Origin of the sequence: Ralstonia sp. 25C, from assembly GCF_051904805.1 — a bacterium.
Taxonomy (GTDB): Bacteria; Pseudomonadota; Gammaproteobacteria; order Burkholderiales; family Burkholderiaceae; genus Ralstonia.
The window spans coordinates 1,676,288-1,692,061 of the sequence record NZ_CP196737.1; the positions used below are offsets into that span (position 1 = coordinate 1,676,288).

Here is a 15,774-nt window from a genome sequence, read left to right on the forward strand (position 1 = left end):
GTACAAAGACGGGAGACACAATTGATTCTGGAACTGGACCAGGTTACGGCCATGGTCGGGGCGCAGACACATCTGTACCCGACCAGCCTGCGGCTGGCGCCCGGCGCGATCAACGTGCTGCTCGGGCCGACGCAGGCCGGCAAGACCACGCTGATGCGCATCATGGCCGGGCTGGACCGGCCGACCACCGGCCGCGTACTGGTCGACGGCAAGGATGTGACGGGCGTAGGCGTACGCGATCGCAATCTGGCGATGGTGTACCAGCAATTCATCAACTACCCGGCGATGACGGTGTACGACAACATCGCGTCGCCGCTGCGTCTGCAGGGCACCAACAAGGGCGAGATCGATACGCGCGTGCGCGCCGTGGCTGCCAAGCTGCATATCGAACACCTGCTGCAACGCCTGCCAGCCGAGCTGTCGGGCGGCCAACAGCAACGTTGCGCGCTGGCGCGGGCGCTGGTCAAGCGTGCGCCGCTGGTGCTGCTGGACGAGCCGCTGGTCAACCTCGACTACAAGCTGCGCGAAGAACTGCGGGCCGAGCTGGCGTCGCTATTTGCCGATGGCGGCACGACCGTGGTGTACGCCACCACCGAGCCGCAGGAAGCGCTGCTCCTGGGCGGCCACACCGTCGTCATGCATGAAGGCCGCGTGCTCCAGGACGGCCCGACGCTCGACATGTATGAAGTGCCGGTGTCGGTCAACGCGGCGGCCATCTTCAACGATCCGCCGATGAACGTGCTGGATGCCACGGTGACGGAAGGCAACCACATCCGCCTTCCGCAAGGGATCGATGTGCCGTGGACGCGCCCGCTACCGATGGCGGCCGGCACGCGTTGCCGCATCGGCCTGCGCCCGAGCCATATCCGCCTGGCGCCGCGCAACGGTGGCGCCGTTGCCCTGCCGGGCACGGTGGAACTGGCCGAGCTGTCGGGTTCCGAGACGTATCTGCACGTGCGCGCGCATGCCGCCGGCCAGTCGAACAGCATCGGCCTGGTCGCGCAGCTGCCGGGCGTGCATGAGTTCGAACTGGGTGCGGCGCTGGACGTGTTTGTCGATCCGGCCGAGCTGTTCCTGTTCGATGAAGCGGGCAAGCTGGTGAGCGCGCCCAAGCAGGGAGGTGCCCATGGCGCGCATTGAATTCCGCAACCTGGGGCACAGCTACCGCCCCAATCCGCAAAACCTGTCGGACTACGCGCTGCAGCCGATGAACATGACGTGGCGCGACGGCGGGGCATACGCACTGCTGGGCCCGTCGGGTTGCGGCAAGTCCACGCTGCTGAACATCATCTCGGGGTTGCTGGTTCCGTCTGAGGGTCAGGTGCTGTTTGACGGCCAGGACGTGACACACGCCAGCCCGCGCGAACGCAACATCGCCCAGGTGTTCCAGTTTCCGGTCATCTACGACACGATGACCGTGTTCGACAACCTCGCCTTCCCGCTGCGCAACCGCAAGACGCCGGAAGCCGAAGTGAAGAAGCGCGTGGAAGAAGTGGCCGAGATCCTCGAGCTGCAACACGCACTCAAGCGCCGCGCCTCCGGCCTGGCGGCAGATGCCAAGCAGAAGATCTCGCTGGGCCGCGGCCTGGTGCGCAAGGACGTGGCGGCCATCCTGTTCGACGAGCCGCTCACCGTCATTGATCCGCACCTGAAGTGGCAACTGCGCCGCCAGCTCAAGAAGATTCACCAGCAACTCAAGCTCACGCTGATCTACGTGACGCACGATCAGGTGGAAGCACTGACCTTTGCCGATGAAGTGGTCGTCATGACCGAAGGCAAGGTCGTGCAGCAAGGCGGGCCGGAAGCGCTGTTCGAGCGGCCGGACCACACCTTCGTCGGCTACTTCATCGGCAGCCCGGGCATGAACCTCTACCCGGTGACGGTGGATGGTGACGTAATTGCGCTGGGCGACCAACGCTTGTCCGTGAGCACTGACACGCTGGCCACGCTCAAGAACGCAAACGGTTCGCTCAAGCTCGGCATCCGCCCGGAGTTTGTGCAACTGGCCGCGCCGGGCGAAGTCGGCACCGTGGCGGCAGATGTGCATCAGGTGCAGCAACTGGGTACGCACCAGTTACTGACGGCCAGTCTGGGCGGCAATGGCGACGGCACGGTCGGTTTGCCCATCAAGGCGAAGCTGCCCAACGAAGTGAGCGTGACCGAATCGCGCGTGTGGCTGCGCCTGGATGCGCCGCAGACGCTGTATTACTCCGACGACGAGAGGATCGGCCGATGAACAAGCCGCTCAACAACAAGGCGTGGTTCCTGATCCTGCCGGTGTTCCTGTGCGTGGCGTTCTCCGCCATCCTGCCGCTGATGACGGTGGTGAACTACTCGGTGCAAGACATCATCAGCCCCGAGCAGCACGTGTTCGTGGGCGTGGACTGGTTCCGCCAGATCCTGCGTGATGGCGATCTGCAGGACGCCCTCACCCGCCAGCTGATCTTCTCGCTGTGCGTGCTGGCAGTGGAGATTCCGCTCGGCATCGGCCTGGCGCTGTCAATGCCGTCCAAGGGCTGGAAGGCGTCGGCGGCGCTGGTGGTGCTCGCCATGCCGCTGCTGATTCCCTGGAACGTGGTCGGCACGATCTGGCAGATCTTCGGGCGCTCGGACATCGGTCTGGCCGGCTACTGGCTCAACCAACTGGGCATTGACTACAACTACACGTCGCATTCGTCCGACGCGTGGATCACGGTGCTGATCATGGACGTGTGGCACTGGACGCCGCTGGTGGCGCTGCTGGCGTATGCCGGCCTGCGCTCGATTCCCGATGCGTTCTACCAGGCGGCCGAGATTGACGGCGCGAGCCGCCTGGCCGTGTTCCGCTACATCCAGCTACCGAAGATGCGCGGTGTGCTGATGATCGGCGTGCTGCTGCGCTTCATGGACAGCTTCATGATCTACACCGAGCCGTTCGTGCTCACCGGCGGCGGCCCCGGCAATGCCACGACCTTCCTGTCGCAGTACCTGACGCAGAAGGCGGTCGGCCAGTTCGATCTGGGCCCGGCAGCAGCGTTCTCGATCGTGTACTTCCTCATCATCCTGCTGTTCTGCTTCGTCCTCTACAACTGGATGCAGCGCATGGGCAGTGCCAGCACGGCCGTGGGAGACGACCATGCGTAATCAACAAAGCGAACGCCAGCGCAAGATCGCGCGCGCCATCACGCTCGTCGTGTACGTGGCCTTTGCCGTGCTGCCGCTGTACTGGATGCTGAGCATGTCGCTCAAGACCAACGAGGAGACGCTGGCCGGCTTCTCGATCTGGCCGAAGCTCGTCACGTTCGACAACTACAAGATCATCTTCACCGACCCGTCGTGGTACTGGGGTTACATCAACTCCATCCTCTACGTGACGATGAACACGGTGCTCTCGACCGTGGTGGCGCTGCCGGCGGCCTACGCCTTCTCGCGCTACCGCTTCCTGGGCGACAAGCACATGTTCTTCTGGCTGCTGACCAACCGGATGACGCCGCCCGCGGTGTTCCTGCTGCCGTTCTTCCAGTTGTATTCGACGGTCGGCCTGATGGACACCCACCTGGGCGTGGCGCTGGCGCACATGCTGTTCAACGTGCCGCTGGCGGTGTGGATTCTGGAAGGCTTCATGTCGGGGATCCCGCGCGAGATCGACGAAACGGCCTACATCGACGGCTACAGCTTCCCCGCGTTCTTCCTGAAGATCTTCCTGCCGCTGATCAAGGCCGGCGTGGGCGTGACGGCGTTCTTCTGCTTCATGTTCAGCTGGGTGGAGCTGCTGCTGGCGCGCACGCTCACCTCGGTCGATGCCAAACCCATCACGGCGGTGATGACGCGCACGGTATCGGCCTCGGGCATGGACTGGGGCGTGCTGGCGGCAGCCGGTGTGCTGACGATCATTCCCGGCGCGCTGGTGATCTGGTTTGTGCGGAACTACATCGCAAAGGGTTTTGCGATGGGCCGCGTCTAAAAGAACAACGGGAGACACAGCCATGTTCAGCTGGATGGCCTGGACGCCCGAAGTGGCGACTTTCTTTGGCTGCATCGCCTTGATGCTGGCCAGCATGACGGTGTGGGAAGTGACCCGCCCGACGGTGGAGCGCAAGGGCTTTCTGCCCATTGCCACCACGCGCGGCGATCGCCTCTTCATCGGGCTGCTGACCGCTGCCTACATCAACCTGGCGTGGGTCGGGCTCACGTCGGAAGAGACCGGTGCCTGGGGCGGCTTCATCGCCTCAATGGTGGTGTTGGTTCTGATCATGTGGCGCGGTTGACGCGCAATCGGTTTCGTAGGTCCGGGGGCGTCAGTACGGGTTGACGCTTCCACGCCCAGACGGGCACACGCATTCCACCACGCTCCCCGCGTCGGAATGTCGGATGTTTTCGCTGCGGGGAGAACAAAAGCACGAGGAGATACCGATGAAAACATCCTGGCGCATGACGCTTCAGTTCAGTGCCATCGCACTGGCAAGCGCCCTGGCTGTCGGCGCAGCACACGCCGGCGAAGCCGAAGCCAAGAAGTGGATCAGCAGCGAATTCCAGCCCAGCACGCTGTCGCAAGACAAGCAACTGGCGGAAATGAAGTGGTTCATCGACGCCGCGGCCAAGCTCAAGGCCAAGGGCGTGACCGAGATCCACGTCGTGTCGGAAACGCTCGACACGCATGCCTATGAATCGAAGACGCTGGCCAAGGCGTTTGAAGAGATCACCGGCATCAAGGTCAAGCACGACATCATGCAGGAAGGCGATGTCGTCGAAAAACTGCAGACCTCGATGCAATCCGGCAAGAGCATCTACGACGGCTGGATCTCCGACTCCGACCTGATCGGCACGCACTACCGCTACGGCGTGATCATGCCGCTGTCGGACTACATGACCGGCGAAGGCAAGGAGTTCACCAACCCGGGCCTGGATCTGAAAGACTTTATCGGCACCAGCTTCACCACCGCATCGGACGGCAAGCTGTATCAGCTGCCCGACCAGCAGTTCGCCAATCTGTACTGGTTCCGCGCCGACTGGTTCGCCCGCAAGGACCTGCAAGACAAGTTCAAGGCCAAGTACGGCTACGACCTGGGTGTGCCCGTCAACTGGACGGCCTATGAAGACATCGCCAACTTCTTCACCAACGACGTGAAGGAGCTCGACGGCAAGAAGGTCTACGGCCACATGGACTACGGCAAGAAGGACCCGTCGCTGGGCTGGCGCTTTACCGATGCGTGGCTGTCGATGGCCGGCTCCGCCGACAAGGGCATCCCGAACGGCCTGCCGGTCGACGAATGGGGCATCCGTGCGGAAAACTGCGCGCCGGTGGGCGCATCGGTCTCGCGTGGCGGTGCCACCAACAGCCCGGCCGCCGTGTACGCGCTCACCAAGTACATCGACTGGATGAAGAAGTACGCCCCGCCCGAGGCGACCGGCATGACCTTCAACGAAGCCGGCCCGGTGCCCGCGCAAGGCCACATCGCCCAGCAGGTGTTCTGGTACAGCGCCTTCACCGCGCCGATGACCAAGCCGGGCCCGGTCGTGAACACCGACGGCTCGCCCAAGTGGCGCATGGCCCCGTCGCCGCACGGCCCGTACTGGAAGGACGGCATGCAGAACGGCTACCAGGACGTCGGTTCGTGGACGTTCTTCAAGTCCACCCCGTTCGAGCGCCGCTCGGCTGCGTGGCTGTACGCCCAATTCGTCACGTCGAAGACGGTGTCGCTCAAGAAGTCGATCACTGGCCTCACGTTCATTCGTGATTCGGACATCCACAGCGACTACTTCACCAAGAACGCAGCCAAGTACGGCGGCCTGATCGAGTTCTACCGCAGCCCGGCCCGCGTGGCCTGGACGCCGACCGGCAACAACGTGCCCGACTATCCGAAGCTGGCCCAGCTCTGGTGGAAAAACGTCGCCACGGCCGTGACCGCGGAGAAGACCCCGCAAGCCGCCATGGACAACTTGGCCAAGGAAATGGACCAGGTGATGGGTCGCCTGCAGCGCGCCGGCATGAAGAACTGCGCGCCCAAGCTGAACCCGGAAAGCGATCCGAACAAGTGGCTGTCGACCGAGCACGCCCCGTGGAAGAAGCTCGACAACGAGCGTCCGAAGGGTGAGACGGTGGCTTACGACAAGCTGCTGGCCGCCTGGAAGGCTGGCAAGGTGCGTTAATTCGCGTGTCCGCCGGTCGCCAACAGGGGACCGGCGGGCTACCATGCCTGCATTCGTTTCACTTACCGCCGGGCCAGTTCGTCTTGCCTGGCGGTCACTCTTTTCTGCCTTATGGAATACCTCCTCGCACTCGACCAGGGCACGTCCAGCTCACGCGCCATCGTCTTCAACCACGCCGGCCAGATCGTCGCCAGTGCCCAGCAGGAGTTTCCGCAGCATTTTCCGCAGCCCGGCTGGGTCGAGCATGACCCGTTCGACATCTGGAACAGCCAGCTCGCCACCTGCCGCGCCGCACTCGAACAAGCCAAGCTGACCGCTGCCGACATGGCCGCGCTGGGCATCACCAACCAGCGCGAAACCACCGTGGTGTGGGAGCGCGCCACCGGCAAACCCATCTTCAACGCGATCGTGTGGCAGGACCGCCGCACCGAGAGCATCTGCGAACGCCTGCGCGCCGAAGGCCTGGAAGACGAAGTGCGCAAGCGCACCGGCCTGGTCATCGACCCCTACTTCTCCGCCACCAAGCTGCGCTGGATTCTTGACCACGTCGATGGCGCCCGTGAGCGCGCCGCCCGTGGCGAACTCGCCTTCGGCACCGTCGACAGCTGGATCGTGTGGCAACTCACGCGCGGCCGCCTGCACGTGACCGACGTGTCCAACGCGTCGCGCACGATGCTGTGGAACATCCACACCGGCCAGTGGGATGAAGACCTCATGCGCGCGCTCGACATCCACCCGAGCTTGCTGCCTGAGGTGCATCCGTCGGCGTATCAATTCGGGCAGACCGATGCCGACTGGCTCGGTGCCTCGCTCACCATTGGCGGCATTGCGGGCGACCAGCAATCGGCCCTGTTCGGCCAGGCCTGCTTCAAGCCCGGCATGGCTAAGAACACCTACGGCACCGGCTGCTTCATGTTGCTCAACACGGGCGACAAGGCGGTGCAATCGCACAACGGCCTGATCAGCACAGCCGCCTGCCAGAGCAGCACCAAGCGCAGCTATGCGCTGGAAGGCAGCGTGTTCGTCGGCGGCGCGGTGGTGCAGTGGCTGCGCGACGGCCTGCGCGCCATCCAGCGCTCGGCGGATGTGGAAGGCTTGGCCGCCTCGGTGCCCGATTCTGGCGGCGTGGTGTTCGTGCCCTCCTTCACCGGCCTGGGCGCACCGTACTGGGACCCGACCGCGCAAGGCGCCATCGTCGGCCTGTCGCGCGGCACGACCATCGGCCACATCGCACGGGCCGCGCTGGAGTCGATCGCGTTCCAAAGCACCGCGCTGCTGCAGGCCATGACGCGCGATGCCGTCTCCACCATCTCGGAACTGCGCGTGGATGGCGGTGCCTCGGCCAACAACCTGCTGCTGCAGTTCCAGGCGGATCTCCTAGGCATCCCAGTCGTGCGCCCAGAGATCATCGAGACCACGGCACTGGGTGCCGCGTACCTGGCCGGCATCGCCACCGGCTTCTACCGCGATGAAGCGGAGGTCGCGCAGCAATGGCGCGCCTCGCGCACCTTCCACCCGGTCATCAGCCGGGACGAAGCCGCGCACCGCATCGCCCAGTGGGAAATGGCCGTCGCGCAGGTCCGCCTGCCGACCATGCGCGGGCACTGAAGCCCAACGTAGCAGCCAGAAAAAAGGCGGCCCTCGGGTCACCTTTCTTCATGGTGCAGCGAACGGCTTACTTGCCTTCGCTATTCGGCGTCTGCGCAGGGCCGCCTTGTTCCTTCATGGCTTCCTTGCGCTCGGCACGGGCCTCCTTCCGTTCAGCCTTCCGGTTGGCCTTCGCGGCCTTCTTTTCTTCCTTGTACGCAGCCTTGGCGTCGGACTTGCGGGCCTTGTATTCATCGCTGGCCGCCTTGTCCTCGATGCGCTTCTGCACCAGTGGGTCGGACGACGAAGTGGCCGGTCCACCTTGCGGTGCGGCCTGCACGGTGCCGGTCGTCTGCGGCGAAGTCTGCGGCGCCGGCGTCATCTGTGCGAAAGCAGCCGACGCAGCAAGCGTGGCGGCCACGGCGAGGGCGGTTTTCAGGCGCGGTTCAATCATGGTTGGGCTCCTTCTTTTACACAGTCACGGGAATGTCTGACCACTCAAGCGGCGCGCAACGCACCACAAAAACGGTCTCGGCGCGCATCAAAGATCACGTGCCGGAGCGTTGCAAGAGACAACACCTTTGGTGGCGCAAGAAGCGCTCCCGGGCCATGCACTACACTGCGCGCTGTTTCTCCCAGGATGCTGCGCCGTGCCTGATTCCACCCCCGATTTCACCCTGCTCGACCCGTCCGCCGACGCCCTACCCCTCAGCGAGAACGCCGCCGCCGCCCACGTCGCCCGCGTGCAGCGCTGGCTCGAAGACGCAGTCATCGGCCTGAACCTGTGCCCCTTCGCCAAGGCCGTCCACGTCAAACGCCAGGTCCGCTATGTCGTCAGCCGCGCCACCATGGACGGCGACGTACTCGACCACCTGCGTGCCGAAGCCGACCTGCTGCACACCACCCCCGCCAGCGAAATCGACACCACCCTGCTGATCGTCCCCGCCCTGGCCGACTTCTTCGATTTCCATACGCTGACCGAGCGTGCAGAGGCGTTGCTCGCCAAAGCCGGCTACGAAGGCGAATTGCAACTCGCCAGCTTCCACCCCGACTTCGTCTTTGCCGATGCCGACCCAGGCGACATCGCCAACGCCACCAACCGCGCCCCCGCGCCCATCCTGCACCTGCTGCGCGAAGACAGCATCGCCCGCGCCGCAGCCGCCGTACCCGATGCAGCGGACATCTACGAACGGAATATCGCGACGATGGAGAAGCTAGGCCCAGAAGGTTGGGCAGCGATGGCGGAGAAGTTCAGCGAGAAGTCGCTCGATTGAGCAACTCCTAAGCGATCGCAGCATCGCTCCCTGCTTGATGTGATTCGATTGAGATACGTAGCAACTAGTCAGTCCAGAAATTGCGCTCCTGAATTAGCTTGAACTCCTGCCAGCGCTCTCCTGCTCTGCTACTCCCGTCAAAACCATACACAGGCTGCCCGCACGCGCCCAAGATCAAGCGTTCGATACTCATCTGCCCCATCGCGTGGGCCATTTGCGCTGGCGTCTCACCGTATTCATTCTCAGCGCATATGTCTGCGCCTTTAAGCAGAAGAACGTGAATAGCCTCTGGACCTCCCCCTAGGACCGCATAGTGGAGCGGTCTGAGGCCGAGATCACCTATCGCATTGACATCCGCACCAGCTTGGATGAGCTCATCAATATCCTCGCAGCGATTGGCGAAGGAGGCTAAGTGCAGGACTTGCGATCCAAATGCGCCTATTTGTGCGACGTCCCTCAGCTCATCTCCGAGAAATTCGACGTGGCGGGAATATCTGTTCAACACCCGATCAATCACAAGACCTCACTTGTACAAAGGCTTTTTCTTAATCTCGCTGGCATCTCAGGCTACTGAATCAGTAACGTTCAAACCGCCCGATCCCCCGGCGGCGTCCACTGATACACCCACGTCTCCGAAAGCAACCTTTCCCCAGACTGCAACGTCAGCGACAACTCAATCGGCGCATTGCTCGCATCCGGCACCACATCAAACATCGCCCGCACGCCATCAATACTGACTAGCGGCCGCGCCGAAGCAATCTCCACCCGCCCCCGCGAGGCGCGAATGACCGGCTCCACGGTGGAACCTGCGGTACTACGCCCCAAGCGCGACAACTCCCCACCCGCAAAATCCACCACAAACCGCCAGGAGAAATATTTGCGGGGCTGCCCGACAACACCGCCGATCCCCGTGCGCGTGGCGACAACACGTGCCAGCGGCGAAGCCGCAGCAGGCTGCGCCCCCCACGTCAGCCGATAGCCGAACGCCAGTTCCTGCCCCGCACGCGGCGCCACCGCCGGCCGCCAGAACGCAACGATGTTGTCGAACGTCTCGTCATTGGCCGACAGTTCGACCAGTTCGACCGCACCCTCGCCCCAGTCATGCGTGGGCTCGACCCAGACGCTGGGGCGCTTCTCGTAGAACACGCCGTCGTCTTGATAGTGATCGGGATTGCGGTCGCGCTGCAGCAGGCCGAAGCCGCGCGGGCTGTCGTCGGCAAAACGCTGGCTGCGCAGCGCGGGCGGGTTGGCGAGCGGCCGCCAGATCCACTCGCCCGACCCGCGCCAGATGGCCAGTCCATCCGAATCGTGAATTTCCGGGCGCCAGTCCGACGCATGCCAGCGTCGGGCCGCGCTGCGGCGATCTCCGGCGCGGTCGGTGCGGTCGTTTTCGCCGTAGAGGAACATGCTGGTCAGCGGCGCGATGCCTAGCCGCTCAATCGGCTTGCGCACGTAGAGCGTGGTGCGCACGTCCATCACCAGCGTGTCGCCCGGGCGGATGTCAAAGCGGTAGACGCCCGCCACGCTGGGCGAATCGAGCAAGGCATAGACGCGCAACACCTCGGCATCCGCCGGCGGGCGCACCAACCAGAATTCGGTGAAATCGGGAAACTCTTCCGCGCGTGGCAGCCCCGTGTCGATCGCCAACCCGCGCGCCGACATGCCGTATTGCCACTGCCCGCCCACCGCGCGGAAGTAGCTCGCGCCCAGGAACGCGGCCACATCGCGCGTCGGATCAGCCTTGGTGGTCAGCCGAAAGCCCGCAAAGCCGAGATCGGCCGGCAGCGACTGGTGGTCCAGCCCGCTGCGGCCGTAGTCGAACATGGCCGGGTCGTAGGCGATCAGGCGCGCCTGCCCGTCCACGACTTCGTGCATGCGCACCGGCGATTTGAAGAACAGCCCCAGGTGGAAGAAGCGGGCCTCGAACGGCAGGTGCTGCCCGGCCCACAAGGCGTGATCGGCGCGGTAGCCGATGGATTGATAGCCGTCCCAGTCGAGCGCGGCTAGCGGTGGCGGCAACTGCGTGCTGCGGCGGCGATATGGCCGATCCGCCAGGGCCCGGGCGCGCGCTAGCAGGCGGGTCTCATCAAAGGGTTCCGGCACGCCGGGCGTGGCGCGGGGGGTGGCGCCGGGCGTGGCGCAACGGGGGACACCGGGCGCCAGGGCGAGCAGCCCGGCGGCCAACTGCTTGAGCAGGTCGCGACGATGCATGGATCAAGGCGGAGCCAGAGTCCATGCAGTGTGGCACATCCCCCGCCCAGGCAGCATCCGACAGAAAGCTTTCATTGGACCCACAACCCTGCGGCGCAATTGGGATTCCACGCACCCCGCGTGGCGCCTATCCTTCAATTGGCGCACAATCTACGCCCTACCGGGCCTGGGGCCTAAGATTCAGGCCCACTCCGCCACGATTCTCACGGCGCACATGCTTCCACTGTCTTCCACGCTACCGCTTGCCGGCGTTGCCGAACCGTCCCCCGCGACAGCGGCGGCCACGGCCCTGGAGGCGTTCGACCGCTATTACGACGACGTCCTGCTGCCCATGTGGCTCGGGCCGGGCTGGAACGCGCAGGCGGGTCTCTGCTATGAGGCACTCGTCGTGGAAAACGACGCGCTGGTGCCCGCCTCCACGACCCGCTACCGGGCCATGGCCTGCGCCCGGCAGCTGTATACATTTGCCCGCGCGACGCAGCTTTCCGCCAAACACCGCGATCTCTGTGCCGAGCGCGCTGCTGCGCTGTGCCATGCGCTGGACACACGTTTTCGCGACACCATCCACGGCGGCTGGGTGTTCTCGATCGACAGCGCCCTGGCGCCCCAAGACACCAGCAAAGACCTGTATACCCACGCCTTCGTGCTGTTTGCTGCTGCGCACTGGCTGGCCGTCAGCGACGACCCACGCGCCGCCGCGCTCATGCACGACGCACACAATGTGATCGCGCAGCGCTTTGTGCGCGCCGCTGGTGAATCGGGCACAACACCGCTGCCGGTGGCCGCGATGGACGCCACCTTTACCGAGACCCGGGGCGGTGTCGCGCAGAACCCAGTGATGCACCTGACTGAGGCCTACCTGGCCGCCGCCGCGCTGGACGAACCGCCCGCCTGGGCCGAGGCCGGCGTGCGTACCCTGGCCGAGGGCATCCTGGCGCGCTTCATCGAGCCGCGCACGGGCAGCATCACTGAATTACCCATCGACGAGTCGAGTGCGGACAACCGCATCGAGCCCGGCCACCAGTTCGAGTGGTTCTACCTCGTGCGTGCACATGCCGACGTGTTCACCCGCTCGGACGCCGGCCGCCAACTGGCCGAGACCCTCGGCCGGGCGGTGGATGCTGCCTGCCGCCTGGGCGTGGATGCCGAGACGCAAGGCGTCTGCCTGTCGCTGAACCTGGACGGCACGCCGCGCGACACCACCCAGCGCATCTGGGCCCAGACCGAATACGGCCGCGCACTCGCGCTGTGCACCGAAACACAGGGCGCCATGCTGGCGCGCCTGCTGCCAGCGTGGTCGGCGCGCTTCCTGCACGCCCACGGCTGGCATGAAGTCATCGACGCCACCGGCCAGCGCCTGCGCACCGACATGCCGTCGAGCACCCCGTACCACATCACCACGTTCTATGAGGCAGCCCGCGCAACGCTGTCCGCCTCATCTTCATGCAATACCCCAAGCTGTTGAGTGAGACACATCATGCATAACCACAACCCCAACGAATCCAAGGCCCGCGCCATCTTCCGGGTGGTCAGCGGCAACTTCCTGGAGATGTACGACTTCATGGTCTACGGCTACTACGCCAAGGCCATTGCCGACACCTTCTTCCCGGCCGGCAACGAGTTCCTCTCGCTGATGCTGTCGCTGGTGACCTTTGGCGCCGGCTTCCTGATGCGGCCGCTGGGCGCGATCTTCCTGGGCGCCTACATCGACCGTCACGGCCGACGCGTGGGCCTGATCGTCACGCTGGCGCTGATGGCGTGCGGCACCTTGCTGATCGCGCTGGTGCCGGGCTACGCCACCATCGGGCTGGCGGCACCGCTGCTGGTGCTGATCGGCCGGTTGCTGCAGGGCTTCTCGGCCGGCGTGGAACTGGGCGGGGTGTCGGTCTACCTGGCGGAGATTTCCACCCCGGGCAAGAAGGGCTTCTTCGTGAGCTGGCAATCGGCCAGCCAGCAGGTGGCGGTGATGTTTGCCGCGCTGCTGGGCGTGCTGATGTCGTCGCTGCTGCCGCCGTCTGAGATGAGCGCCTGGGGCTGGCGCGTGCCGTTCCTCGTCGGCTGCCTGATCGTGCCGTTCCTGTTCATCATCCGCCGCTCGCTGCAAGAGACGGAAGAGTTCCAGAAGCGCAAGCACCGTCCGGACCTGGCCGCCGTGTTCCGCTCGATGGGCCAGAACTGGCGCCTGGTGGGCGCCGGCACGCTGATGGTGGTGATGACCACGGTGTCGTTCTACCTGATCACCGCCTACACGCCGACCTTCGGCAAGAGCGTGCTGCACCTGTCGGATTTCGACAGCCTGATCGTCACGCTGTGCGTGGGTGCCTCCAACTTCTTCTGGCTGCCGGTGATGGGCGCGGTGTCTGACCGTGTCGGCCGTCAACCGCTGCTGATTCTCTTTACCGTGCTGATGCTGCTGACGGCCTACCCGGCCATGCAGTGGCTGGTGGCGGCGCCGTCGTTCTCCCACATGCTGATCGTGCTGCTGTGGCTGTCGTTCCTGTACGGCAGCTACAACGGCGCGATGGTCGTCACGCTCACCGAGATCATGCCGCCGGAAGTGCGCACCACCGGCTTCTCGCTGGCGTACAGCCTGGCCACGGCCATCTTCGGCGGCTTCACCCCCGCGATTGCCACGTGGCTGATCCACGAGACGGGCAACAAGGCGATGCCGGGCGTGTGGGTGTCGTTTGCCGCGCTGTGCGGTCTGGTGGCCACGCTGGCCATCGTCAAGCCGGCCGGCAAGCATGTGCATGGTGCGGATGCTGCTCGCGCTGCTTAACTAAGCCTCTTGTATGAATGAACGCCTCTCGGAGGGTTTCCTCTGAGGGGCGTTTTGCTTTGGGCTTTCTGGAGGGATTTTTTTTGCGGTGGTGCATCCCTTGTTTCATCCCCTGCCGGGGCGGGGCTTGGTGGTGCACTTCCTTTTCACCCCCTGCCGGGGGCGACTCACTTTCTTTGTCTTGCCAAAGAAAGTAAGCAAAGAAAGGCGCCGCATAGGGCAGGGAAAGTCAAAGGACAAAAGCCAAACCCTCGGAGCACCAGCCCAAACGACAAGGCCAACCTCACGATGGGTTGGCCTTTTTCTTTTGACGTTCCTGCCCTTGATGGCGCCTTGAATTTTCGTAAGCGGGCGGAAAAAAGATGGGGAACTGTCTGAGCGAAGCGAGTTTTCCCCATCTCCGCCCGGTTACGGAAATTCAAGGGATGGGTCGCCATCTCGGGCGCGCATTTCTTTGGTTACTTTCTTTGGGCAAGACCAAAGAAAGTGACTCAGCCCCGGCAGGGGATGAAACAAGGGATGGACCACCTGGGCCAAAACCAAAACAAACGCAGCCCCACCGCGTTACTGAATCACCAACCCATTCGGCCCCACCACCCCCAACTCCACATAGTGCGAGCCCGGCCGCGTCCGATCAGAGAAGTCGACCATAAACCCGCCCCCCACATCAAAGTTGCGCAGGTGGGCAAGCTCACGGCGCACCTGCTCGCGCGTGGGCTTGGGGCCAGCGCGGCGCACGGCTTCCGCCAGCACCTTGGCGGCGACAAACCCTTCGATCGCGCGGAACGACAACTCCACGTCCTTGGCCCCCACGGCGGTACGCGCCCGGTTGAATTCGCGGATGACGGGGTTCACGCTCTTGCCGGGGTTGGGCATCACCATCGCCAGCGAGTAGCCGCGCACGGCATCAATGCCAGCCACTTTGAGCAGGATGGTGGGGTCGATCGACGACAGCCCCAGCAATTGCGCACCGCCACCGCGCGCCCGGTATTGCTTGACGAACTGCGCGGCCGGCTCCGCCGTGGCGCCCAGAAAGACCGCCTGTACATCGGCGCCGAGCAGTTTGTCCACCGCCGGCCCAACCGCTGCCGTGTTGCGTGGGTACGAAGCCGTGGCAGCAATGGCCAGCTTGTGTGCCTTGAGCGTGCGGTCCACGCCGCCCAGCGCCTCCTTACCCAGCGCATCGTCCTGATACAGCACGCCGATACGCGTCACGCCAATGGTGACCAGCGCGCCGACCATCTTGTCGATCTCCTGCTGGTAGCTGGCCTTGATGGGGAAGACCAGCGGGTCGCTCGTCATGCTGGAGGCGCCCGTGGCGGGGCCGACCAGCGGCAGACCGGCTTCGGCCAGCACGCCATTGCGCATCAGCGCTTCCACGTTGGCGGTACCGACCACGGTCAGTACGGCCACGGGGTTGTCGATCTTGGCCATGTCGCGCACGTTGCGCAGGGTCTGCTCGACTTTCTGCTCGTCGTCGCGGGCGACCAGGCGGATGGTTTCGCCGTTGATGCCGCCGTCGAGATTGAGCCAGTCGAAGTACAGCCGCGCGCCGGCATTGAGCGCGCGCCCCGTGGCGGCCTGCGAGCCCGTCAGCGGCAATGACTGGATGATGCTGATATCGGCGCGGACGGCCGGCGCCGCAAGCACGGCGCAGAGCGTCAATGCGGCAGCCAGAGGCCGGCGCCAGCGCGCATCCCGGCAGCGCGCGTGATTTCCCGTTTGCATTCCTAGCACCCTTCACCGCGGCCTCGTGGGCGGCGGCGTTTTGTCGAAACCGCCCGGCTGTGCCAA

Annotated in this window: 14 protein-coding genes; 10 read left to right on the top strand and 4 right to left on the bottom strand. The window is 64.6% G+C overall.

Translation table 11 applies throughout. The features are described from left to right. The first annotated feature begins 21 nt into the window (after positions 1-21). The 7 genes from ACS7SF_RS07815 to glpK all read left to right on the top strand — a co-directional run bounded on the left by ACS7SF_RS07815 (position 22) and on the right by glpK (position 7,737). Entirely contained in the window at positions 22-1,140 is a 1,119-nt protein-coding gene (locus ACS7SF_RS07815; protein ID WP_439892395.1) for an ABC transporter ATP-binding protein, read from the top strand. After that, positions 1,127-2,236: an ABC transporter ATP-binding protein gene (locus ACS7SF_RS07820; RefSeq protein WP_439892396.1), complete on the top strand. Its 1,110-nt coding sequence runs from the start codon at positions 1,127-1,129 to the stop codon at positions 2,234-2,236. The genes ACS7SF_RS07815 and ACS7SF_RS07820 overlap by 14 nt, the downstream gene beginning before the upstream one ends. Further along, positions 2,233-3,123, top strand: coding sequence for a carbohydrate ABC transporter permease (locus ACS7SF_RS07825; protein WP_439892397.1), 891 nt, complete (start codon positions 2,233-2,235; stop codon positions 3,121-3,123). Before ACS7SF_RS07820 ends, ACS7SF_RS07825 begins: the two co-directional genes overlap by 4 nt. Beyond that, the gene (locus ACS7SF_RS07830) at positions 3,116-3,943 is read left to right on the top strand and encodes a carbohydrate ABC transporter permease (RefSeq protein WP_439892398.1); all 828 of its coding nucleotides are present in this window, start codon (positions 3,116-3,118) and stop codon (positions 3,941-3,943) included. Before ACS7SF_RS07825 ends, ACS7SF_RS07830 begins: the two co-directional genes overlap by 8 nt. 22 nt (positions 3,944-3,965) lie before the next feature. Beyond that, entirely contained in the window at positions 3,966-4,247 is a 282-nt protein-coding gene (locus ACS7SF_RS07835; RefSeq protein WP_439892399.1) for a DUF2160 domain-containing protein, read from the top strand. Between the two features lie 145 nt (positions 4,248-4,392). Further along, the gene (locus ACS7SF_RS07840) at positions 4,393-6,129 is read left to right on the top strand and encodes an ABC transporter substrate-binding protein (RefSeq protein ID WP_439892400.1); all 1,737 of its coding nucleotides are present in this window, start codon (positions 4,393-4,395) and stop codon (positions 6,127-6,129) included. A 111-nt stretch (positions 6,130-6,240) separates the two neighbouring features. Next, the gene (gene glpK / locus ACS7SF_RS07845; protein WP_439892401.1) at positions 6,241-7,737 is read left to right on the top strand and encodes a glycerol kinase GlpK; all 1,497 of its coding nucleotides are present in this window, start codon (positions 6,241-6,243) and stop codon (positions 7,735-7,737) included. Between the two features lie 67 nt (positions 7,738-7,804). On the opposite strand, the gene ACS7SF_RS07850 is transcribed toward glpK, so the two are convergent. Further along, entirely contained in the window at positions 7,805-8,170 is a 366-nt protein-coding gene (locus ACS7SF_RS07850; RefSeq protein ID WP_439892402.1) for a hypothetical protein, read from the bottom strand. Positions 8,171-8,366: 196 nt separating this feature from the next. Between ACS7SF_RS07850 and ACS7SF_RS07855 the strand changes: the two genes are divergently transcribed. Next, a complete protein-coding gene (locus ACS7SF_RS07855; protein WP_439892403.1) occupies positions 8,367-8,990 on the top strand; it encodes a DUF1415 domain-containing protein in 624 nt (207 codons plus the stop codon). Positions 8,991-9,054: 64 nt separating this feature from the next. Here the strand turns inward: ACS7SF_RS07855 and ACS7SF_RS07860 are convergent, their stop codons facing one another. Continuing rightward, complete coding sequence (locus ACS7SF_RS07860; RefSeq protein ID WP_439892404.1) at positions 9,055-9,507, bottom strand: ankyrin repeat domain-containing protein; 453 nt, start codon at positions 9,505-9,507, stop codon at positions 9,055-9,057. Positions 9,508-9,575: 68 nt separating this feature from the next. After that, entirely contained in the window at positions 9,576-11,201 is a 1,626-nt protein-coding gene (locus tag ACS7SF_RS07865; RefSeq protein WP_439892405.1) for a glucan biosynthesis protein, read from the bottom strand. A 214-nt stretch (positions 11,202-11,415) separates the two neighbouring features. On the opposite strand from ACS7SF_RS07865, the gene ACS7SF_RS07870 reads away from it, so the two are divergent. Both ACS7SF_RS07870 and ACS7SF_RS07875 read left to right on the top strand, forming a co-directional pair. After that, on the top strand, positions 11,416-12,666 hold the full coding sequence (locus ACS7SF_RS07870; protein ID WP_439892406.1) for an AGE family epimerase/isomerase: 1,251 nt from the start codon (positions 11,416-11,418) through the stop codon (positions 12,664-12,666). A gap of 12 nt (positions 12,667-12,678) precedes the next feature. Next, on the top strand, positions 12,679-13,980 hold the full coding sequence (locus tag ACS7SF_RS07875) for an MFS transporter (protein ID WP_439892407.1): 1,302 nt from the start codon (positions 12,679-12,681) through the stop codon (positions 13,978-13,980). A 564-nt stretch (positions 13,981-14,544) separates the two neighbouring features. Here ACS7SF_RS07875 and ACS7SF_RS07880 read toward each other — a convergent pair. Continuing rightward, positions 14,545-15,708, bottom strand: coding sequence for an ABC transporter substrate-binding protein (locus tag ACS7SF_RS07880; protein ID WP_439892408.1), 1,164 nt, complete (start codon positions 15,706-15,708; stop codon positions 14,545-14,547). Positions 15,709-15,774 lie beyond the last annotated feature (66 nt).